The following is a 23353-nucleotide window of genomic DNA, read 5'->3' as shown; positions in this document are numbered from 1 at the left end:
GCCATTGCGGAGCATAGTATTCCTCGTTTCTATACCGGGACCAAAGAATTTCCAGCTATGACTGAGACACAATCACACAACAGTTCACACCCTCCAGCATGCATCGTCAATATCTAAATCAGCATTGTACCTGAGGGTTCCAACACTCAATGCCCTGCGTGGCGACGATTACTGGAGAATGTCGACGTTCAATAAGTACGTTCGGGAAGGTCTGCAGTAAAAAAACGAAGGGAAAAGAATCAGACAGCTATGTTGGTCGCCCAAATAAGGTCGAGGCTGAGGCATCTTCAACAAGAATAGACAGCAATTTCCCTGGTTGAGTTGATTGTGATGATTTATTCCAGACCACGGTCACATTACTTTCAGTATGCCCCACCCATTGTTGACTGGACTTTTTCGCATCACCTTCAACCAACACGTGGACAGTCTGACCGATCAGTTTACGATTGTTCTGTATGGATAGATCCTTTTGTGCATCGATTAACTGGGCTACCCGTTCCGTTTTGGTCGCCTCCGGAACATCATCAGGAAATTTCCTTGCCGCAATGGTGTTTTTCCGTTCTGAATATTTAAACACGTAGGCCGCGTGATAGCCGACCTCTTCCATCAGACGGACGGTTTCTTGAAATTCATCATCCGTCTCTCCGCAAAATCCGCAAATGATATCGGTGGTCAACGGAATATCCCCACGACGTCGAATCGCTTCAACCAATTGAAGATATTCCTTTCGCGTATAGCCGCGACCCATAGCGTCTAATACTCGATCGTTCCCTGATTGAAGCGGTAGATGAATTTGGCTGCATACATTCGGGTGTTGAGCCACCGTATCCAACAGGGCCGGAGGAAAATCTTTTGGATGCGGAGACATAAACCGTACCCGTTCAATACCAGGAATGTCGGCAACCGCGGTCACCAACTTAGCAAAATCCCAATTGTCAAACTGAAATGAATTGACATTTTGGCCCAACAACGTAATTTGCTTGAACCCACGATCTGCGAGACCTTGCGCTTCGAAAAGAATTCCTTCTGGATCGCGAGAACGTTCGCGCCCTCGCGTGTACGGCACAACGCAAAACGTACAAAAATTATCACATCCACGCATCACGGCTATCCACGCATTGACCCCGCTCACACGCTCAGGGATGATGTGGTCGTACGTCTCGTATTCAGAGAGATCAACAGACAAACCGCGAGCTTGCGTTTCGATGGCTGTTGTCAGCAAGGTCGGTAGCTGACGGTAGCCATCCGGACCAACCAACACATCGATAAACGGCTGACTGTCCAACAACTCCTTTTTAAGATTCTGCGCCATGCAGCCCAAGACACCGATCACAACGCCTCGTTCTTTCTTATGCGATTTCAGCTTCCCTAAATGTCCATACACACGATTATGCGCATTTTCACGAATGGCACAGGTATTTAAAAGAATCACATCAGCCTGGTCACTCTGATCCGTAAAGCCGAACCCTTGGGTTTTCAGCATGGCCCGGACCAGTTCCGAATCATACTCATTCATTTGACAGCCAAAGGTTTCCATGTAGACCTGATACGATTTCGGACGTGCGACCTGGACAGGGGAATGGGTCGATGACGGCTGAATTAATTCTTGATGGATCATGGGGGTAATTCCTGGTTACACGCTCTCAGAAGTCATGAGCAAAGGGCTCGCTTGTAGAGGCTCAACAGATTCGGATGTTCCCTCACTGAGATGGCCAAGCGCAAGCCCGTCCGTCACACCGGAAATCACCACATCACGAATTTCATTAGAGAGATCGTCTGTGGACTGAACGCCAACCTTGATGTACTGGTCGGTGAGTCCTGTCCACATGCCCGCTGCATTTCGAGATTCAAACAACACGGCAACCGACTGTCCCACATATTGCTGGTAAAAAGCGAACCGCTTACGCTGAGAAAGTTTCGCCAGCTCCTGACTCCGTTGCTTAATAATGTGAGGTGGAACATGATGGGGAAGTTTCGTCGCAGCCGTCCCAGGGCGATTTGAAAAACTAAACACATGCAAATACGAAAAAGGAAGTGCATTGATGATGGAGTGGGTGTTGGCAAACTCCTGCTCGCCTTCTCCAGGAAATCCCACCATTACGTCAGTACCGATGCAAAGGTGAGGAATGGTGCGTTCCGCTTTTTCTATAAATTGGACGTAATCCCGTACCGTATAGCGACGATTCATCGCTTTGAGTATCGTGTCGTCTCCACTTTGTAGGGGCACGTGCAAGAACCGACACAGCTTGTTGGATGTTGCCATATAGTCTAGAAGTTGATCAGGAATAGTCGTCGGTTCAATTGAAGAGATACGAATGCGATCAATCCCCGGAACGGATTCGAGACGCTGAAGCAGCATCAGCAAATCCACTCCCGCATCCTGATACTGCCCAAGATTGACCCCCGTCAAGACTAATTCTCTATGACCACGCTCGGCCAAAGCATGCGCCTCTCGCACAGCATCATCTGCCTGGCGACTCCGCTCTCGCCCGCGGGCAAATGGAATCAGGCAAAAGGAACACATAAACTGACACCCATCTTGCAGTTTAAGATTGGCGCGGGTCGTCGAATAATCTCCCGTCCCTTCAATCGTGAAGTTCTCATGATCGATTTTTCGGGTATGCAGTAACTCCGGCTGCACACGCTTGTCAGTCGACGAGAGAGCAGCAAGATAGTCCGGTAGCTGCATTTTGTATTGCGTCCCTAAAACCAGATCAATCCCATCGATAGACTGCAGGGTCTCCGCACCCGTTTGGGCATAACACCCTGTGACCGCAACGAATGCATGGGGAGATTTCCGTAAGACCCGGCGAACGACACGGCGACATTCCGTTTCCGCCCCTTCCGTCACAGAGCAGGTATTGACGACCAACACGTCGGTCATTTCACCAAATTTCACAGGCTGAAACCCTAGACGATCGAATCGGTCAGTCAGAATTGCCGTTTCAGCTTGATTCAATCGGCACCCCACCGTGTAAAACGCGACGCGCCGGGCTTTTGGGCTCTGCAGTTCCATAGCAACTGATTATAGTTTAGCCATCGTGCGACAACAAGAACATGCCTGAGAATTAGCGTGACACTTTACGAGACGACTCATGCGCTTCATGTAAAAGAGTCCCGCGCAATACGCGAGGGAGAACGACCACAGGGCTATACACGCCACGGCTGTCGATCTTGCAATTGAACGTTCATGCATTGCGTGCTAAGATTCATAGTAAGACGTGTGATTGACCTTTCATAGAGGGTTGCTCTTTGAAACCCATCGTCTCAACATTGCTTCTACTGATTGTCCTTCTTGCCATCTCTTCCGCTACTCATGCGGTCGCCACACCTTCCCTGCCGACAGAACCAGACGAGGATAGCCGACTTGAGGAAATCTACGATCATGAGGCCAGGATGGTCATGTTTCTCTATTCCCTTAAAGGTAACGGGAAAGTCGATTATGTAACAGGGCGAAAAGTCTTGGACAATCAACGAAGCGTCTATGGCAATCCAGTCTATTACCTAGAACCCTACCCTCAGTTTTATTGGTGGAACCACGCCATGTGGAACGATCCGGAACGGGACGGGGTAAATGGAAACGAAACCCTGTATGCGGAAAACACCGAATTTGATACGAGTCGTTATAAGCCCTGCCTCTTTAATGGTCAACCCTGTTGAATCAAGACCGACACATCCTCGTCTTGCCTTAAAACTATCTATTAGAGTATCGTTGGCTTTCAAACACTGACACCTTCATTTCCCACAGACATTTGTCCATGAGTCATACGGCTCTTCAGCCCCCTTCTTCGCTCAGCGCCTCCTCAAACGACCGTGATACGTACATCGACATTCGCACGACAGAGACGGACATGACATCTCGGACATGCTCAGGTCTGATCCACCCCGTTCTCTGTACATGCTTTATGATCGCAACATGGAAACACGAAGCATGAGCACCATTGCGCGAAGCGCGCTATTCGGACGCTCACTCCTCGCACGTTTCTTGGCGTTCAAACTTCTCCCAGGCCAAACAGTTGCCCTGGCAGCCTTGGCCCTCATTCTCATTGGCACACTCCTACTCTTACTCCCTTTCTCCACCAATCCCGGCATTGAGCTGGGGTTTCTTGATGCCATGTTCACAGCCACGTCTGCTGTGTGCGTGACCGGGCTGATTGTCATGGATACACCACACGATTTCTCCACCTTCGGGCAACTCGTCATTTTACTATTGATTCAGATTGGGGGATTGGGGTACGCCCTGATGGCGACGCTCATTCTCCTTATTCTCGGACATCGCATTGGCTTGCGAGATCGCATGATGCTCACGGAAACGTTGAGCACCATCGACATGGAAGGCTCCATTCGCTATGTCAAAATGGTCGCCATCATTACCTTCACTCTTGAAGGCATTGGGACGCTTCTTCTGACCGCCATTTTTGCTCAGGAGATGCCGTTTGGATCAGCCCTGTATAACGGACTATTTCACGCCATCTCGTCGTTCAACAATGCAGGCTTTTCTCTTTTCCCCAATAGCTTTGAGAACTATCAAGCCCATATTTCCCTGAATCTGATCGTTACGACATTAGTCATTTTAGGAAGTATTGGCTTTCTTGTATTTGAAGATCTCGTCGATAATATGACCGGCCGACGGTTTCGTTTCCAAACTCATACCAAACTCGTGGCGATCACCACCGCGATTTTGATCGTGACAGGGACGATTGGCATCGCCATACTGGAATGGAGCAATACCGCCACCTTTCATTCCCTCAATGCCGGAGAACGTATTCTGGCCTCATACTTCCAAGCCGTGTCACGGACCGCCGGCTTTACCTCGCTCCCAATCAATGAAATGCAGGATGCCACGTTGTACTTTCTGCTCCTTTTAATGGCGATAGGCGGGTCGCCGAGCAGTATGGCGGGAGGCATCAAAACGACGACTATTGCCATCGTGTGCCTGACTATTTGGGCAGTGCTCCGTCGCAAAAACGATGTAGAAATTTTTCATCGACGCATTCCCCAAGACCTGACGATTCGCTCGCTGTGCCTTGCCCTTATTGCCCTCGCCATGATCACGACAATCACCTTGGTCCTGACCTTTACTGAACACCAGCGCTTTCTCGGGTTAATGTTTGAAGTGACTTCTGCATTAGGCATTGTGGGCATGTCACTCGGCGATGGGGCCAATCACAGCCTTTCAGCTTCCCTCACGGACTTCGGGAAAATCATGATTATCATATCCATGCTCCTCGGACGATTTGGGCCATTGATGATTGGGCTCTTTGCCGTGAAAACAGTGGTCCATACCCGCTATCGACTGCCCCAATCCCGGATCGTCATCGGGTAGTGACTCGCGTACCCTTCACGTGATCTTCCGTTGTAAAACCAGCACAAATGCTACCAGCGTCGGAACAGGAGCAATAAAAAACGGGACAATCCAGACCCAGACATTTTTGCCACGAACTCGCGCCTGATCAAACATCCAGACAAACACCCAGACCATCAATAACACATAATTCAGCGCCATCCATCGCGTCGTGCGAGTCTGTAACTGGCTTCCATCGCCTCCGCTTGTCGAAACCCAAAACACCACCTCCAACAAGCCAAATACCACCACTAATCCGATAACGAGGCGTTTACTCCACACATACATATGTTCACTCCTTTTCTCTCCGACCGACAACGGTCACCCATTCCTATTGTTGACACTATCTTCTATTGACCTGCTTTGTACCTTTAAGATGCACAACACGATAACGTATTCCTCATGACTCTTGAAAACCCTTTCTCCTCTGGAGAAATTGCCATACACAATCGAAAAAATGTGAAAACCGACTCACTATAGCGAAACCAAATAACTTCCAACCGAATGTACATCATGTACACAGCGCAACAACACACGTCGTACAGATGGAAGTCAATTGGAACGGCTATAGTGACGTCAATTTTTCCTGAAACTGGAAGACTACGTCGAATACTATCTCCACTACCTGTTGATAACTTGTCAAGAAATTTGAGCAAATACTTAAAATACAAGAGCTTTTCACTACACACAAGATATTCACGTTTATCCACACAAACCACAGAGAAAACACAATATTTAGTGTTGACATTTTTCACTTACCGCTATACATTGGGTATCTTATACCTTATGTTGAATATGACTTACCGAACGTCATCGACTATTTTTTGGGCAATTCTTAACGCAAGACTGTTGTGTTCTTCTGAATTCATTTATACCAGCCAAGTTTCAACAACATCATCCTGCTTTCATACAGAGTCATAGTCCTGCTCAACGCATTCTTATTTAGAAAATCGTTGAGCCTCTGCATGAATGTCGTCTTGCTGTCTTCTTTTGAGGTGTAAGAAGGTCGAGAATAGCCCATTCTCCTCATAAATGTTGGGGTAAAACAGGTAGCTTCACGTCTTAGTGAACTGGAAAGGAGAAGCCTTGTGAAAATTGATCGCCGATTCACACATGCCGGAAAAAGCCCCTATGAGACGATCCCGTTTTCTACACGCTCGTCAGAAATTCGAAATCCTGACGGATCTGTGGTTTTTCAACTGGAGGATATGCAGGCGCCAAGTCACTGGACACAACTGGCCGTTGACATTTTAGCCCAGAAATACTTTCGAAAAGCCGGTGTTCCTCAGGTTGATGATGCAGGAAATCCTATCTATGACGAAAGCGGCAATCCCGTCACCGGAGGAGAACGCGACGCTCGTCAAGTGTTCCACCGCCTTGCTGGTTGCTGGACGCAATGGGGTGAAACCCATCAGTACTTTGACTCACCCGAAGACGCCAAAACGTTTTATGATGAACTTTGCTATATGCTGGCCCAACAAATGGCTGCGCCAAATTCTCCCCAATGGTTTAACACAGGACTACACTTTGCGTATGGACTCTCAGGTCCGGCACAAGGCCATTATTATGTCGACCCCAAAACCCAACGCGTCAAACAAGCCAAAGACGCATATGAGCGTCCGCAGGTTCACGCCTGCTTTATTCAATCAATCTCCGATGATTTGGTGAATGAAGGCGGCATCATGGACCTTTGGGTCCGAGAAGCTCGGCTCTTTAAATATGGGTCAGGCACCGGCACCAACTTTTCGAAGTTACGCGGAGATTCCGAACCGCTTTCTGGTGGTGGACGATCATCCGGACTGATGTCTTTCCTGAAAATTGGGGACCGAGCTGCCGGGGCCATTAAATCAGGAGGAACCACTCGACGAGCGGCCAAAATGGTCTGCCTGGATCTTGATCACCCGGACATTGAAGAGTTTATTGACTGGAAAGTCATTGAAGAGCAAAAAGTCGCTGCTATGGTGACCGGGTCAAAAATCTGCGCTCAACGCCTCAATGCCGTTCTTTCGGCCTGTCATCTCACCAAAACTGACGGGTCGTCCCACGTTGAAACGGATGTGCAGATGAACCCTGGCTTGAAAGAGGCTATTCAAGCGGCTCGCGATGCTATGGTGCCGGAAGCCTATACCCAACGCATGTTTTCCTATGCCAAACAAGGATTCACACACTTCGTGTTTCATGAATATGACACCAATTGGGACAGTAAGGCCTATCAAACCGTGTCGGGCCAAAACTCGAATAACAGCATCCGGGTCCCTAACGGTTTTTTTGAAGCCATGAAGCAGGATAGCGAATGGACCCTCACACAACGAACCAATGGCGCCACAAGCAAAGTCATTCCAGCCCGCGAGCTGTGGGATCGTATCTCTTGGGCGGCCTGGACCTGCGCAGATCCCGGCATTCAATACGATACGACCATCAATGAATGGCATACCTGCCCGCAGGATGGCCGAATCAATGCATCGAATCCCTGCAGCGAGTATATGTTCCTCGACGATACAGCCTGTAATTTAGCCTCTCTGAACTTAGGCCGCTTTACGTCTCAAGAGGGAGAGTTTGATTTAGACGGCTTCCGTCATGCCGTACGGCTTTGGACGACTGTTCTAGAAATCAGCGTACTCATGGCTGGATTTCCCAGTCGAGCTATTGCGGAGAAAAGCTTCGTCTATCGTACGCTTGGACTTGGTTACGCCAACCTTGGGTCGGTCCTCATGCGACTGGGAATTCCTTATGACTCTCCCAAAGCCTTGGCCATCTGCGGGGCCATCACCGCTATTATGACCGGAGAATCCTATGCGACTTCCGCGGAAATAGCCGCAGAGCTTGGACCATTTAAAGCGTATCCCCGAAACCGAGAGTCGATGCTTCGAGTCATCAGAAATCACCGGCGTGCCGCATACAACACAACGAAAGAAGATGAATACGAGGGACTGTCAATTCTTCCCCATGGCATCGATAGCGAACAATGTCCGGACAATCTTCTGCATGCTGCTCGAAAAGCCTGGGATCGCGCACTCGATCTCGGCCAAAAACATGGATTTCGCAATGCACAATCCACCGTCATCGCCCCAACTGGCACAATCGGATTGGTCATGGACTGCGATACGACCGGTATTGAACCCGACTTTGCCATCGTCAAGTTTAAAAAGCTGGCAGGCGGAGGGTATTTCAAAATTATCAATCAAAGTCTCCCTCCTGCGTTACAGACACTGGGCTACACGCAATCAGAAATCCAGGACATTATCTCATATGTCTCAGGAACCCGTACGCTGAAAGGGTCTCCCTTCATTAACCACGAAAGCCTCCAATCGAAGGGATTTAATCGCGCAGCGATTGATCGTGTTGAGGCCGCGCTCGACGGGGCCTTCGACATTCAATTCGTTTTCAACAAATGGAACTTAGGCGAGGAGTTTTGCCGAGACACCTTGGGACTCACAGACAAGCAACTGAGTGATCCGCAATTCAATATGTTGAAGACGCTTGGATTTACACAAGAAGAAATTTTAGCAGCCACGGACTACTGCTGCGGGACGATGACCGTCGAAGGCGCTCCACACCTCAAGGATGAACATTTACCGGTATTCGATTGTGCCAACCGATGTGGACGGACCGGACAACGATACATTGCCACACATGCGCACATTCGCATGATGGCCAGCTCGCAACCGTTTATTAGCGGCGCCATCAGTAAAACCATCAATATGCCAGCAGACTCTTCAGTCGACAATGTGAAGGATGCCTACCTCATGGGATGGCAATCGATGTTGAAGGCGGTGGCCCTCTACCGAGATGGCTCTAAACTCAGCCAACCCTTGAACGCTTCGGTCGACTCAGGAAAATCAAGTGGACGGACCGACCATGTGATGGCCACGGCACAACATGCCGCGACACAAGTCTTGGTCCGATACCTTGCCAAACGCCGCCCCTTGCCAACCCGCCGAGGCGGATACACGCAAAAAGCCGTTGTGGGTGGGCACAAGATTTACCTGAGAACCGGTGATTATAAAGACGGCACATTAGGTGAAATCTTCCTGGATATGCATAAGGAAGGTGCGGCGTTTCGAAGCCTGATGAACTGCTTTGCCATCGCCATTTCATTAGGATTACAACACGGGGTCCCACTCGAAGAGTTTGTCGATGCCTTTCTCTTTACACGCTTTGAACCAAATGGCCCAGTCAAACTCAATGATCGCATCAAAATGTCCACGTCGATTATCGACTATATTTTCCGTGAATTAGCCATTACCTACTTGGACCGCCATGACCTCGAACAAGTAGCCCCAGATGACTTGCGGGCCGACTCAGTCAGACATGACGCCGATGATGACGATGACGGCCAGGACTTTGTTGATCCGAAGGCGTTAGCGTCCACGTCGATCAATCCGGGAGTCTTTCCTGCAAGGCGTCAAGCTCGAAACGGAGGCAATCAACAGAACAAAGGCAATGGGGGCAGCATTGCTCATAAGGTCGAAGTGAAACGAGAGACCATGACGTACACCGAAGTCCAGATCGCGCGACTCAAAGGCTACGAAGGCGATCCCTGTCAGGAATGCAAGCAGTTTAAAATGGTGCGAAATGGCATGTGCCTGAAATGCGATAACTGCGGCGCAACCAATGGGTGTTCATAATAAGCCCCATAAATATCATTTAACGTAACAATGGCAGGGATTATAAAAATGAACCAAGAACCTTTCAAAATTAGATGCCGAGCTTGTCGGAATACTGTGATTGAGAGTGCTCATGAGGGAAGAGGGCAACTCGTCACAAGATATAAAAAGATCCAGAAGGTGAAAGGGATTATCTATGTTCAATGCAATCGCTGTAGTGCATGGATCAGTATCCCAAACGGTTTGATCTGATAATCGGGTAATAGTTTTCCGCAGAGGCATCGTCATATCGACGGAGAGGCCGCGGTTATTCTGGGGGATTAGTCCTCCAAAATAGCGCGGCCTTTTTATTTTCATTAACCATAAATTGAAGGGATAAAATTATGACAAAAATAAAAGGAAACAATGATGGCCCTGGAGGACGTAATGAAACTTATGATGTTGGGAATAGAAAAAATGTAAAACGAACTGAAATTCTAAAAGAAATAAAACAAGGCAAGCATCAAGGTGTGCACATCGTTAAGGTAAATGGTCGAGAGTATGCTCGAGATAATCCGGATAGTTCCACAAAAGATAATATTAATAGAAATAAATAGTATGAAATAACACCCTGAAGAAATGGGGAATTCTCATTTGTCTTAAGCAAAAGTTTATTACAGTAGATAGGTAAATGGATTTTATGGAACGAAACTATTTTTCTTCAAACTACCAAAACTTTGAATGGCCGATATCTGAAGAAAGTGCACAAAAAGGTTTTCGAAATGCTCAGTTAGGAGCTTTGCATGCTATTGCTTCGCATTTCACAAATCGCGTGGATCCTGCAATTATAACGATGCCAACTGGTTCGGGTAAGACTGCCGTACTGATAGCATCAACATTCCTTTTGCGACCTAAAAGAGTATTAGTCATTACACCCAGTAGATTAGTTCGTGAACAAATATCAGAGCAGTTTGAAACACTAGAAGTTCTAAAAAAAATTAATGCTGTTCCTGAAACAATTGAAATTCCTAGTGTTTATAGTACTCGTGAGCGTATAACTTCCGTGGAGTTTTGGGACAGTATGAGGGCTTACGATGTTGTTGTTGGCACGCTACCAAGTATCAGCCCCAGTTTTGATGAAATACCCGAGCCTCTTGAAGATCTATTTGATCTTGTTTTAATCGATGAGGCGCATCATAGCCCAGCGAAAACGTGGCAAGGCATAATAGATTCGTTTCCCGATGCTAAAAAAATCCTTCTCACGGCTACACCCTTCAGGCGCGACAATAAGGAAATAAAAGGAAGATTAATTTATACGTACTCTTTGTCCAAAGCTTATCAAGATGGCATTTTTGGTGAAATTCATTACGTACCAGTGAATCTTAACAAAAGTGGGGCTACATCAGATGTGGCTATTGCTAAAGAGGCTAATCGACAATTTAAAAAGGACAAGCGCGAAGGGTTTGAACATCGAATAATGGTTCGTACCGACAGCAAGAAAAGAGCTACAGAACTTCTTGAAATCTATGAGGAGAATACAGACCTAAAGCTAAAGATGATTAAGGGGGAGCATTCTTTAAAGCATGTCAAAGCAGTGGTAAAAAGCCTTTCTGAAGGAGCCCTGGATGGAATTATATGTGTCGATATGCTTGGAGAAGGTTTTGATTTCCCGAGTTTGAAGATAGCTGCCATTCATAGTCCGCATAAATCTCTTTCAGTAACATTACAGTTTGTTGGTAGATTTGCTCGTACAAGTGGCGTTAATTTAGGTGCCGCCAAGTTTATTGCTGTGCCATCTGAAATAAAGATTGAATCAGAAAGATTGTATCGATCTGAATCAGTATGGCAGGAAATGATAGCGAATTTAAGTTCTATGAGAGTTGAACGTGAGTCAACCGTTAGAGAAGCTTTAGATACCTTCGAAAGTACTGGAGAGTATGAGGATGAAAATTTTAGTGATATTTCTCTTTACTCAATAGAGCCTTATCATCATATAAAAATTTATAGCGTCCAGGGAGATGTAGATATAAAAGGCGATATCGAATGGCCAAGAGATATTGAGGTTATATATGAGCGTGTTAGCGACAGTTTGGAAACCACAATATATCTTACCAAGGAAATTAAAAGGTCAGCGTTTAGTAAGGATGACCGATTTAATAACGTAAATCATGATGCATTTATTATTTATCATGATGTCGAGGCTAGTTTAATATTCCTATGTTTTACAAGGAGAACCGAAGGTTTTTACGAAATAGTCATGCAAGGAATAACCGATGGTGCATATAAAATTTTGCCGTTGAATATGATTAATAGAGCATTGAACGGATTGAAAAACCATGAATTCTTCAATGTTGGGATGAGAAATCGATCGAAATCCAGTACGAGTGAGTCATATCGAATAATATCAGGTTCTGGAGCGGATAAAGCAATACAACCTTCGGACGCCCGTCTTTATCATCGAGGACATAGTTTTGGTAGCGCAGAAGAAAACGGTGCCGAAATTACTATTGGGATAAGCAGTTCTTCAAAGGTATGGAGTAATAAGTCCAGTCAAATCCCAGAATTGATACAATGGTGTCGATCTATAGCAGGAAAAATCTGTAGCAATAACAATGAAAGCACACAATGTGGCTTGGATATTCTTTCAGTAGGCGAGGAGTTGGAATCTATTCCAGAAGACGTAATGTATTGTGATTGGGATAAGGGAATATATAAAGGAACCTACCAAGTGGAATATATTACTGAAGATGGAGAAATAAAAATTTGTCAATTACTAGATTGTGACTTGACGATTGATTACTCCTCAGTAAGTGATACTGAAATACCGTTTTTTGTCAGTATTGAAGATCAAAAATTTGCATATAAATATTCAATTTCTGGAGGGCCATTATTTTCTAATGACAACGGGAGAGAAGCAAAGGTAAGAAAAATGGGGAGCGTTGATGATCTGTCCAACTTTCTTTGTGAATACCCTCTTGTTTTTTTCACTGGGTCACTTTCATCCTTTCATGGAATGAGTTATATGAAAGCACCTGATACTGTCGTTTTAAACTATAGAGTTGATTTGATTGAATCCGTTGACTGGATGTCACATGGCGTTGACGTTACCAATGAGTGCAATCCTTCTTCAGATAGTGGAATATCCATCCAAGATTTTCTGGCAAAACAGTTGAGCGAAGATGATAGGAACGATGTCATCTATTTTGATCATGGTACAGGTGAAATTGCAGACTTTATTGCTGTAGAGAGGATTGATAGCGGTATTTTGGTGAAATTCTATCACTGTAAGAAGTCAGGGGGTGTTTTGCCAGGAGACAGGGTAGAAGATGTTTATGAAGTCTGCGGCCAATCGGTTAAGTGCACCATTTATACGCGGCCATCAAAGTTATTTGAGCGAATTTCTTATAGATTTAATGAACGAAAGGGAATGAGTACTTTTTTGAAAGGAGATCTAGAGAGTCTACGTCAATTTATATGTGATGAGCCTCCAGCTAGAATATCCTTTAGGATTATTGCAGTACAGCCGGGGATATCACCTACCTCAATCTCTGAAAAATTAGGAAACATATTAGGATCTGTTGATGATTATTTGATTCGTGAAAGGCACGATCATTTCTATGTAATTGGTTCCTAATTTTGAGTTTCATCCATCGGTTAGGATTTTTTCTTTAACAATATCCCCAGCCCATCCTCCAAGAAACTCCTACCTCCAGAAGACATTGTCCAATACCACGAAAGTTGTCCACTGCATTTCACACGTTTTCCACACTGAGATGGGATTGACATCGTTTCATCGAGTGAATATAAAGATCAAATGGGTATCAGAGTGATTGCTCCCCTCTTGCTCTGTTACATAGCCCTCCCATATCACCAGAGGTACAGACTTTTTGAAATGCCTTCTACGTAGGCACTCCTTTAGCGGTTTGGCTTCAATGTGCCCTAGAGTCCGACAGACATCAATGCATTCTACAAACTATCGAAGCAGACCATTCTTCAAAGAAATTACCGTAAGAATATGACGACATCTCTTCTCACATTTCGGAGGAAAGTCTCATGAAGACCACAGGAGTTGTACCTGAACGGTCAGAGGTGGCAAAAGATTGGCATGCGCGAGGCTTTACCTGTGGGCTGTGGATTGACCATGCCGGCCGAACCTGGAACGGCACACAAAATACAACAGAAGAATTATTTATGCTTCTATCAGGCAAACTTGAATTGGAAATACAGGGGAAGCGTATTCAGCCGGAAATAGGAGAAGAAGTTCACATTCCAGCAAATATTCAACACACGATTAGAAATATTGGTGGGAAAACCGCTCGATGGCTCTATGGCCAGAAACGCAACACAAGCGTGACCAACAACTATAGCCAATCCAAGTAGTTGCGACGACCTTCTTGGACACGCGAGCAGCCACGTCGTCCAGAGCGGGAATCTACAGAGAACAATACACTACTGCTTACTGGCCGACGTTGCCTCTGCGGCATTCTTTGCACACCGGAAGCCAATCGTCAGATCGGTGAATTCTGGTTCAGCTTTCGACCGTGCCGTCACTCGAATATTTCTCGGCTCATCTTCCCACGACCCACCACGCAACACCTTTCGAGTTCCTGATTCAGGCCCCTGTGGGTTTTTCTCCGGGCTATCTTCATAGTAGTAACGATCATACCAATCTGATACCCATTCGGCCGCATTCCCAGACATGTGGTAGAGCCCATAGGGGCTTTTCCCGCCTGTCTTGAGCCCATGACGTACGCTCATCCCTTTAACCCCGCTTCGTACCGAAGCCAGAGTCAATGTATAGCTGACCCATCCGGTAATGCCGAGATTATACCGAGCAATATCGACAAACGGCTGCATATGCCCCCAAGGATACCGACGGCCATCGGTCCCACGCGCAGCCTTCTCCCACTCGGCCTCAGTCGGCAATCGCTTTCCCGCCCATTCGCAGTATTTATTGGCCGCTTCCCATGTCACACCGACGGCAGGACGATCAGCCGCTTCATTAAAAGCCAATCCGTCATCCCAAAGTGGCGGAGGCTCAAGTTTCATGTTGTCATCCAAAAATTTCTGATAGTCAGACATCGTCACTTCAAACCGATCGATAAAATAGTCATCTAACCAGACTTGATGCTCTGGCTGTTCGTTGCCATGGTGATCATTATCACCCATTGTAAACTCTCCCGCTGGGATCAGAATCATCGACCCGAATTTTTCCTCGACGTCTGACCCGCTGTCTTCTGACTCAGCCCATGCCGGAATTGCAAGAAAATTTGATGAGAAAAACAACACACCCGCCACGACGAACATTGGAAAGAATTTCATGGTGTCCCCTACAAAATGGCAAGTAATATGATTATAGCGAATCCAAATAACTTCCAGCCGAATGTACATCATGTACACAGCACAACAACACACGTCGTACAGACGGAAGTATATTGGAACGGCTATAGATAAATCTTACCAATCTTCTTCTAGAATTAGAAAGCCGCTAGAAGAATGCCTCCTCTAGCGGCTTGCAGTGGCGTCCCCAACGGGATTTGAACCCGTGTTACCAGCGTGAAAGGCTGGTGTCCTAGGCCAGGCTAGACGATGGGGACAAGATAAATTGTTGTTAACAACGGTTTCGTGTATAGAAGTTGTGCGAAGAATACAGAACGTGGTGAAGAAACCCACAAATTAGGCTCAGTATGCTCGACTCACGCCATTCAAGAAACATCTCTCAAAAACAGCACATCCACACAAGAGGCGCATTGTACCAACGCAAAAAATGCGAGTCAAACACCGTCGACTCTCACACTCGTTCTTTAAAAAACTGGGCTAACGGTTGAACGGCTCTTATCAAAGATTATAGGGAATCTCAATTGTTGGTATAGAACATTCCTCGACTCGATAACAAGCCGGTGCATTCTTCATACATATCCACCCGTGAGAACTCCGCCATTCACCTGATAGATCTATGGCAGGTGGCCAAAACAAGCCGACCGAACCTGGCTCACACGGTGCCATGACCAACGATAACCAGGGAACATGTATTGCGTTGGTGGCTTATAAATGGCGATGGAGTGGACCTGTAAGCCGGATTCTGTTCCGATTGAGTGTGACCTCAATACGGTAGTGATCATTTCTCTGGGACTGAGATTGCTCTAAGCCTCTAGCGACCTACCCGGGAACCTAGATCGGGCCAACCTTTAGCAACCTATCACTCTTCCGGTTTCCATCGCTGGAACTAAAAAGTGACAGACTGAATCGTTCCCCTATTTGGTCTTGCTCCAGGTGACGCTTGCCCTGCCACCTGTGTTACCACAGGCGCGGTAGGCTCTTACCCCACCGTTTCACCCTTACCTGAAAAGATCATCGAAAAGACAACCTCTTCATCGGCGGTTTGTTTTCTGTGGCGCCGGTGTCGGATCACTCCGCCTGGGTATTACCCAGCACCCTGCCCTCTGGAGTCCGGACTTTCCTCTTACCCCTAAGAGTAAGCGATCACCCAGTCCACTCCCTTCACGCCACGTCCATCATAGGGTGCTCGGGGAATGGAATGCAAGGCTCACCCTTCAGGTCGCGAAAACTATGGACAATGAAAAAATAGTACGCGATGACACGAGAAACAACAACGGGTAGGCAGCTCTCTCATACTTGAAAGCGATTCCGTCACCTGACAAAAACCATTCACCGAAGTTCCTACATATTCTGAGCCTCAGGAGCAGAAGCTTGAGTATCAAGCATCGTTTCTGGTGTTGGCTCCCAATACAAGATTCGATAGCAGTACGAACAGTTTAATAATTCATCGGCACGCTTCACTTCAGCAACAAGTTGGGGCGGTAATTGCAACCGGCATCCTGAGCATGCGCCATCCTTCACTTTCGCAATCGCAAATCCCTTCCGCAGGGATTTGAGCTTCATATAGCGAGCTAACAGCCCACGGTCCACCTGAACGGTTAATTCGCCATGCTGTCGCTCAAGTGTCGACAATTCCTGTTCGAGGGAGAGACTTTCTGATTCCAATTTTTCTTTAGCTTTGGCAAATGCGTGTTCGACTTCTCCCATACGCGCCTGAAGTTCTTTTTGCTCATTTTCGTTTTGCTCAACCTGGACCAGGACTTCAAGCACCGATTCTTCAAGAGCGTCTTTCTTTTTTCTTGCCAGCTCAATTTCGAATAAATGTGCTTGATACTCTTTATTGGTTTTTAAATCATTCAATCGACCACGAATTTTTTGGATGTGCTCTTCCTGAAGCGAAAGTTCCTGTTCACCATCACGCCGTTGCCTGATTAACGTCTCTCCTGCATGTTGAAGAACTTCGAGTTGCTTACTGACCTCCAACAATGGCGCTTTCGCGATGTGAACCAGGTCTGGGAGTTTTTTCTTATGGTCGAGAATTTCAAAAATACGAAGATCATACCGTTGGAGTTCAATGAGAAATTGCAGTTGAGAATTCAATGGGACCTCTGATGAAAAGACATAAAAATAATCGAGACCTAGATTCAGTCGAGGACTCAAGGAGCGTGTAAGACTATTGTAACATGGTGGGCCCACTAGGACTTGAACCTAGGACCAGCTGATTATGAGTCAGCCGCTCTAACCACCTGAGCTATGGGCCCAAGATGACACCCATCATGCCCACCACTTTAAACGACAAGAGGAGATCTCAGCAACTTTTTTCTCTTCTCGTGTAAAAATTTTACACAGTTTGTTACGTTGAGGACCCTGCGTTGGACAAAGGCTCCTCTAGCACTGTCTTTTTCATGGCACTAAATTCATCCATACACACGATAATGATCTTGGTGATCTGTTGCGAGGTTCTCATGACTAATGTTCACATCATGCTCCGGTCTAAGCAGAAAAGATACGAGCACATTGCACACACACCATGTCACGATTCAGCCAGTCCGCGAAACGATCTTTATTCACATAAATGTAATTACCTAAAAATTAACCCTATAACATTTCCTTGTGATGTCCAATATGAACCAAGACAGCCAGCTCCCGCCTGTGCCCACCCAAGCCTCTCGCAAGACTCGTGTAACTCAACAGACAGGTAGACCTCGACGGTCAGGATTCTCCAGGCCCGGCCATCGGCAACGTGGTAGTTAATGCGGCTTTTTTCCCGCGAAGCTCATTAATTTGCTCCATTAATCCTTGAATATCCTCAGACCGCTGTCCTTGCTCTGCAACCCGAAGCTGCGAAATCAGCTCATTTAACGTGTATTGAATGTGTTGACGCTCCAACGTGGCTAAACATTCTTGAAAGTGACTGACATGATCATCAAAATGCGCGTCACGTAACGTCAGCTGTGTGACGATCGGACCGAATTCATCGTCTTGGAGCGCTTCTGCACACAACGATTCCATATCAATCTGTCCATCTGCATTGATATGTTCAAAAATCAATTCCATCGTCTTTCGATACTCCGGGACCCGAAACATCTCAATGCGGAGTTGTTGAATATGTTGAAAGGTCAGCACGCCTTGTAAGGCTAGGACAACAATGTCTCGTTCTTCTGGGCTACCCTTCGGTAAACTCCGAGGTAATGCGGGTTTGGTCGGAGAATCTTTGGTTCGCTCTGAAGACCGGGTGGGTTTCGCTCGCAACATGGGATACCGGTCCATCAATGTTTGCTCACGAATCCCCAGTCTCTCTGAAACCAGCTGAATGCGCTCTTCTTTTTCGATAGGGTTATTGGTTTTTTGAAGGATGCGGAGGATTTCATCAACACATCGCACCCGCTCTTCGATAGATGCCCCTTTGTGATCTTTCAGCGACGCTTGGATGGCAAAATCCAAGAGCGTCGGAGCACGTGCTTCAAGCTGCAACAACGCCTCACTCCCCTGTGATCGAATATAGGTATCAGGATCATCTCCAGGCGAAAGCTCCATCACCTTCACCGTCAACCCTGTATTCAGAAACAGATCAAGGGTTCGAAGAGCCGCACGAACACCAGCGGCATCTCCATCAAAAAACAATAACACAGTTTTCACGATACGCCGAATGGTGTGTACGTGATCTGCGGTCAGCGCTGTACCGAGTGGCGCAGCCACATGTTGAACCCCGGCTTGATAAAGGGCCAATACATCAAAATAGCCTTCAACCAGCACCAATCGATTTAATCGACTCGCCGCTTCCCGTGTTTTATGAAAGCCATACAATGTTTGACCTTTGGCAAATAATGGGGTTTCCGGCGAATTGAGATACTTGGGCATGTGTTCATCCGTGAGCCCTCGCCCACCAAAGGCAATCACCTGCCCTCGATGATTCGAAATCGGGAACATAATTCTGTCACGAAAACGATCATACCCTTGTCCTCCGCTTTTCCCCTCATACGAACGCTCTTCTTTTTTAATAACCAATCCAGACTGAAACATGTCGTCTCGACTTACTCCCACCTTCTCCAGTTTGTCGAGCAGCCCGCTCCAGCCGGCTGGAGCGTAGCCCACACCAAACGTCTCGAGCGTCTCCTCAGACATGCCCCGCTGCTCAAGATAATGACGGGCAACCTTCCCTCGTTCCTTGTCCATCAAATTGGCGTGAAACCATTCGGCAGCCACGGCATGAATGTGTTGATAGCGTTCTCGCCTCGAGTGCGCCTGATCGTCTCGTCCCCCTCTGGAATCAAGAACCAGCGGCACACCGCCAAGCTTAGCCAGTTCCTGGACGGCCTCCATAAATCCAAGGCCTTCGCGTTTTATCAAAAATGTAAACGCATCACCGCCAACACCGCATCCAAAGCAGTGAAACATCTGACGACTCGGGCTCACGGAAAATGATGGACTCTTTTCAGAATGAAAGGGGCACAGGCCTTTATAGTTTTGACCTGTTTTCGTGAGGGTTACATAGCGGGAAATCACATCGATTAAATCAATGCGATCACGAATTTGCTGGAGCGTTTCTGGAGGAACACCTTTCCCAACCACGATTCGACTTTCCTCACACTGTACGAATTTACGTTCTTCTCACATAGGGCAGCAGCAGGGTCAACATTGACTCCTTCTCAAAAGTTTTTGACTGGCAAGACAACGCGATAACTGGTTAAACAGTCATTAGCCTGGAGGCCAAGTAAACCTTCTACCACCCAGCACATGAAAATGAAGGTGGAACACGGTTTGACCAGCTTCTTTTCCAATATTGGTCACAACCCGATAGCCATTTTCCGCTAAACCTTTTTCTTGAGCGACACGGGAACATGCCATCATCAGATGACCAAACAGACTCTGATCTCCTTCTTGGATCTTAGACAAAGACATGATATGTCGCTTCGGAATCACTAACACATGCACCGGCGCCTGAGGGTTAAGATCCTCAAAGGCCAGACAGTCATCGTCTTCATAAACCTTTGTCGAAGGAATTGATCCATCGACTATTCGACAAAAAATACAGTCACTCATGACTTCGCATCCGTTTCAACTCTCAGGCCAGATTTCCCAAAGCGCTTCCCAAGCTCCTGGAAAATCTCTTTTGGCGGAATTTCAGCCTCTCCGAGCATCACAAGGGTATGGAACCATAAATCGGCAACCTCATAGACAATCTCATCTCGATCCCTATTCTTGGCAGCCAAGGCCACTTCACCTGATTCTTCGATGACTTTTTTCAGGATACGATCGAGTCCTCCGTCGAGTAGTTTGGAAACATAGGAACCGACTTGAGGCTCCTGTTTACGTGACAACACCATGTCATAGAGTCGTTCGAGAATACCGCCCCAAGCCGCATTGGTCGGCCCACCCTCACTCGCTCCGTCATGCCCAGGATCTATCTCTGAATAAAAACAGGCTCGATTTCCGGTGTGACATGTTGGGCCCACGGGCTCAGCTTTGACCAATATTGTATCATCATCACAATCCAGAAAAAGTTGTTTAAGAATCAGCTCATGTCCTGATGTTTCACCTTTTTTCCAAAGCTGCTGTCGAGATCGGCTCCAAAAATGTACCCGCTGTGTATCCTTCGTGGCATTCAGCGCCTCTTCGTTCATGAACCCGACCATCAAGACCGTTCCATCAAGCCAATCTTGAACAACAGCCGGCACCAAACCGTTCTCTCCAAATTGTACCAGCCTGGCCGATTGTGTATTCTTCATATCGATGGTACCGAACAGGCTTCTATCATCCTGACCGGAATCCCCTGCTGTGCTAAATAGGCCTTCGCCTCTGCAATGGAGTACGTTTTGAAATGAAAAATTGAAGCGGCTAATACTGCATCGGCTTTGCCAATAGCCAACGCGTCATGCAGGTGCTGAAGAGTGCCTGCGCCCCCCGAAGCAATGACCGGGATCGACACGGCTTCTGAAACAGCAGCGGTTAAGGATAGGTCATATCCATCTTTCTGCCCATCTTGATCCATGCTGGTTAATAATATTTCTCCCGCGCCATCGTTCGCCATTCGTTTCGCCCACTCAACCACGTCGAGTCCCGTTGCACGGCGACCTCCATGGGTAAAAACTTCCCACGTCTCTTGAGCCTGCATGTGACCAGAACCCTTATTTGACTTCGCATCAATCGCAACCACGATACATTGTGCCCCGAATCGTCTTGCCGCCGCTTTGACAAGTTCTGGATCTTGTACGGCGGACGTGTTGATACTGACTTTATCAGCTCCCGCCACAAGAAGGCGACGGACATCTTCGACCTTTCGAATACCCCCGCCAACCGTCAGGGGCATAAACGCCTGTTCGGCCGTACGCGCAACCACATCAAGAAGGGTGTCACGGTTTTCATGCGAAGCGGTGATATCCAAAAAACAGAGTTCATCAGCCCCGGCCTTATCATATTCTTTGGCGACGGCAACCGGATCTCCCGCGTCACGAAGGTCGACAAAGGACACGCCTTTCACGACACGACCATCCTTCACATCCAAACATGGAATAATGCGCTTGGCTAGCACCGTGCTCCTTCAGAAGCCGATCGCGAAGCCGCTTGCAGTGCAGAAGCTAACTCAATCGTCCCTTCATAGAGTGCTTTACCGATAATCACACCGGCAACGTGAGGTTGAATATTCTTTATCGCATGAATATCTGAAATGTTCGTGACGCCGCCTGAAGCAATTAATGGCAATGAGGTTAACGACGTCATATGTTGAAGCGCCTCAAGGTTCGGACCATCCAACATGCCATCGCGTGAAATATCTGTAAAGATAATCCCACCGAGCGGGTACTGAGAGAGTGACGGCACCACATCATCAGGCTTTTTCCCCGAACCATCAATCCATCCTCGAAGCGCAATCTCTCCCTGTTTGATGTCAATGCCCACGAGGATTTTTGATGGAAACTCCTCACAACTTCTCGCAAGGAGTTCAGGCTGTTCAAGCGCAGCCGTTCCGAGCACAACACGATCGACGCCTATCGACATATACCGACGGATGGATTCTAACGAGCGAATGCCCCCACCAACCTGAATCGGGATCGTCACATGCTTCACGATGGCTTCAATATCCGACACATGCTTGGGTGCGCCTTCGACAGCGCCATCGAGATCTACAACATGGAGACATTCAGCTCCCAAGGACTGCCATTCCTTCGCCATGGCTGGAGGATCTTCAGAATACCGAGTCTCCTGTGCCATATCACCTTGTCGCAAACGCACACACCGTCCACCCTTGAGATCAATTGCCGGAAAAATTTTCATAAATGATCCATGCTTCTCTCTATCACTCTTGCCTAACGTACCAGATGACCGCTTGCCAATTATTCGTCACCACCGACAGGAAATTGTTTCATCATGTTCTGCACACCATACTGTGCCAGTTCCGAAGCCGTGACAAAGGCCCCTCTCCGTTCAATAAACCCTAGAAGATCTTCATTCATTGGTTTTTGTTCTTCATAATATTCTCCAGTCCAATGAATTCTTCCACTACGTGGATCCACAAGATGCACCTCAAACCCCACGACGGCAGGTGTGGCCCCAATCTTTGTACCAACACGTTCCCGATAGGTTCGGACAAGACCCATCACCACGGCATCAACCTCCAAACGCGTTCCGATTGCTTTCACCGTTTCTTTCCAATTGGCCGTTAACTCCTGTGAACTATATGAAGTCAGCGCCGTATTCACATTAAGTGATGGAATAAGACGAACGCCCGCACGATGTTCAAGCGACTCATACACCATCTTCGTAATGCGTTGGGCCGCGAGAATAGAAACCTTGCGTGGCTCGGCACTCGTGAGCAACCCTCGTTCTGATTGCGCAGACGGGAGCTGAAATTGAGAACGAATCTCTGGAGGGTTCACCAGGCCTTGAGACGGACGAGACACATACTGCTGCGGAGTCGATAGGGTTTGAAAGGGAAGAACGGCAAGCGTGCGAATCGTCACCGGTTGAAAGTTCGGAGATGAGTGTACCGTCACTTTTGGTGGGACACAGGCTCCCAAACCAAGCAGACTACTCAGCAAGAGAACCATGCACGCGCCAGACAGGACCTGCCTTCGCTTATATAATT

General features: G+C 47.3%; 17 protein-coding genes, 2 tRNA genes and 1 other RNA gene. 6 read left to right on the top strand and 14 right to left on the bottom strand.

Annotation, left to right across the window (positions count from 1 at the left end; translation table 11 throughout):
• Positions 1 to 247 precede the first annotated feature (247 nt).
• Complete coding sequence (gene miaB, locus ACWHX8_RS04105) at positions 248 to 1618, bottom strand: tRNA (N6-isopentenyl adenosine(37)-C2)-methylthiotransferase MiaB (protein ID WP_447970694.1); 1371 nt, start codon at positions 1616 to 1618, stop codon at positions 248 to 250.
• 15 nt (positions 1619 to 1633) lie between these two features.
• Positions 1634 to 3016, bottom strand: coding sequence for a tRNA (N(6)-L-threonylcarbamoyladenosine(37)-C(2))-methylthiotransferase MtaB (gene mtaB / locus ACWHX8_RS04100; RefSeq protein ID WP_447970693.1), 1383 nt, complete (start codon positions 3014 to 3016; stop codon positions 1634 to 1636).
• A gap of 236 nt (positions 3017 to 3252) precedes the next feature.
• Between mtaB and ACWHX8_RS04095 the strand changes: the two genes are divergently transcribed.
• Positions 3253 to 3660 (top strand): hypothetical protein, encoded by a 408-nt coding sequence (locus tag ACWHX8_RS04095; protein WP_447970692.1) that lies wholly within the window; start codon positions 3253 to 3255, stop codon positions 3658 to 3660.
• A 271-nt stretch (positions 3661 to 3931) separates the two neighbouring features.
• Positions 3932 to 5326, top strand: coding sequence for a TrkH family potassium uptake protein (locus ACWHX8_RS04090; protein WP_447970691.1), 1395 nt, complete (start codon positions 3932 to 3934; stop codon positions 5324 to 5326).
• A 15-nt stretch (positions 5327 to 5341) separates the two neighbouring features.
• On the opposite strand, the gene ACWHX8_RS04085 is transcribed toward ACWHX8_RS04090, so the two are convergent.
• A complete protein-coding gene (locus ACWHX8_RS04085) occupies positions 5342 to 5632 on the bottom strand; it encodes a hypothetical protein (RefSeq protein WP_447970690.1) in 291 nt (96 codons plus the stop codon).
• 800 nt (positions 5633 to 6432) lie between these two features.
• On the opposite strand from ACWHX8_RS04085, the gene ACWHX8_RS04080 reads away from it, so the two are divergent.
• From ACWHX8_RS04080 to ACWHX8_RS04065, 4 genes are all read left to right on the top strand, one after another.
• The gene (locus ACWHX8_RS04080) at positions 6433 to 9972 is read left to right on the top strand and encodes a vitamin B12-dependent ribonucleotide reductase (RefSeq protein ID WP_447970689.1); all 3540 of its coding nucleotides are present in this window, start codon (positions 6433 to 6435) and stop codon (positions 9970 to 9972) included.
• Between the two features lie 362 nt (positions 9973 to 10334).
• Complete coding sequence (locus tag ACWHX8_RS04075; RefSeq protein WP_447970688.1) at positions 10335 to 10547, top strand: DUF3892 domain-containing protein; 213 nt, start codon at positions 10335 to 10337, stop codon at positions 10545 to 10547.
• Positions 10548 to 10630: 83 nt separating this feature from the next.
• A complete protein-coding gene (locus ACWHX8_RS04070) occupies positions 10631 to 13564 on the top strand; it encodes a DEAD/DEAH box helicase (RefSeq protein WP_447970687.1) in 2934 nt (977 codons plus the stop codon).
• A gap of 419 nt (positions 13565 to 13983) precedes the next feature.
• Positions 13984 to 14310 carry a cupin domain-containing protein gene (locus ACWHX8_RS04065; RefSeq protein ID WP_447970686.1) on the top strand — a complete coding sequence of 109 codons (327 nt, stop codon included), beginning with the start codon at positions 13984 to 13986 and terminating at the stop codon, positions 14308 to 14310.
• Between the two features lie 69 nt (positions 14311 to 14379).
• Here the strand turns inward: ACWHX8_RS04065 and ACWHX8_RS04060 are convergent, their stop codons facing one another.
• The 11 genes from ACWHX8_RS04060 to ACWHX8_RS04010 all read right to left on the bottom strand — a co-directional run bounded on the left by ACWHX8_RS04060 (position 14380) and on the right by ACWHX8_RS04010 (position 23315).
• Complete coding sequence (locus ACWHX8_RS04060; protein ID WP_447970685.1) at positions 14380 to 15252, bottom strand: formylglycine-generating enzyme family protein; 873 nt, start codon at positions 15250 to 15252, stop codon at positions 14380 to 14382.
• Between the two features lie 197 nt (positions 15253 to 15449).
• Positions 15450 to 15527: transfer RNA gene (locus tag ACWHX8_RS04055), tRNA-Glu, on the bottom strand.
• A gap of 458 nt (positions 15528 to 15985) precedes the next feature.
• Positions 15986 to 16429, bottom strand: an RNA gene (gene rnpB / locus ACWHX8_RS04050) — RNase P RNA component class A.
• Between the two features lie 182 nt (positions 16430 to 16611).
• On the bottom strand, positions 16612 to 17370 hold the full coding sequence (locus ACWHX8_RS04045) for a zinc ribbon domain-containing protein (RefSeq protein ID WP_447970684.1): 759 nt from the start codon (positions 17368 to 17370) through the stop codon (positions 16612 to 16614).
• A gap of 84 nt (positions 17371 to 17454) precedes the next feature.
• Positions 17455 to 17531: transfer RNA gene (locus ACWHX8_RS04040), tRNA-Ile, on the bottom strand.
• Positions 17532 to 17982: 451 nt separating this feature from the next.
• A complete protein-coding gene (gene dnaG / locus ACWHX8_RS04035) occupies positions 17983 to 19842 on the bottom strand; it encodes a DNA primase (RefSeq protein ID WP_447970683.1) in 1860 nt (619 codons plus the stop codon).
• 126 nt (positions 19843 to 19968) lie between these two features.
• Complete coding sequence (locus ACWHX8_RS04030) at positions 19969 to 20313, bottom strand: histidine triad nucleotide-binding protein (RefSeq protein WP_447970682.1); 345 nt, start codon at positions 20311 to 20313, stop codon at positions 19969 to 19971.
• Positions 20310 to 20999: a bifunctional phosphoribosyl-AMP cyclohydrolase/phosphoribosyl-ATP diphosphatase HisIE gene (gene hisIE, locus ACWHX8_RS04025; RefSeq protein WP_447970681.1), complete on the bottom strand. Its 690-nt coding sequence runs from the start codon at positions 20997 to 20999 to the stop codon at positions 20310 to 20312. The genes ACWHX8_RS04030 and hisIE overlap by 4 nt, the downstream gene beginning before the upstream one ends.
• Complete coding sequence (gene hisF / locus ACWHX8_RS04020) at positions 20996 to 21802, bottom strand: imidazole glycerol phosphate synthase subunit HisF (protein WP_447970680.1); 807 nt, start codon at positions 21800 to 21802, stop codon at positions 20996 to 20998. The genes hisIE and hisF overlap by 4 nt, the downstream gene beginning before the upstream one ends.
• Positions 21796 to 22542 carry a 1-(5-phosphoribosyl)-5-[(5-phosphoribosylamino)methylideneamino]imidazole-4-carboxamide isomerase gene (hisA, locus tag ACWHX8_RS04015; protein WP_447970679.1) on the bottom strand — a complete coding sequence of 249 codons (747 nt, stop codon included), beginning with the start codon at positions 22540 to 22542 and terminating at the stop codon, positions 21796 to 21798. Before hisA ends, hisF begins: the two co-directional genes overlap by 7 nt.
• A gap of 59 nt (positions 22543 to 22601) precedes the next feature.
• Entirely contained in the window at positions 22602 to 23315 is a 714-nt protein-coding gene (locus tag ACWHX8_RS04010; RefSeq protein ID WP_447970678.1) for a hypothetical protein, read from the bottom strand.
• Positions 23316 to 23353 lie beyond the last annotated feature (38 nt).

It is taken from the genome of Nitrospira sp. M1 (assembly GCF_965152605.1).
Note: the sequence above shows the minus strand (reverse complement) of the source record. Positions and strands in the feature narration are given on the sequence as shown.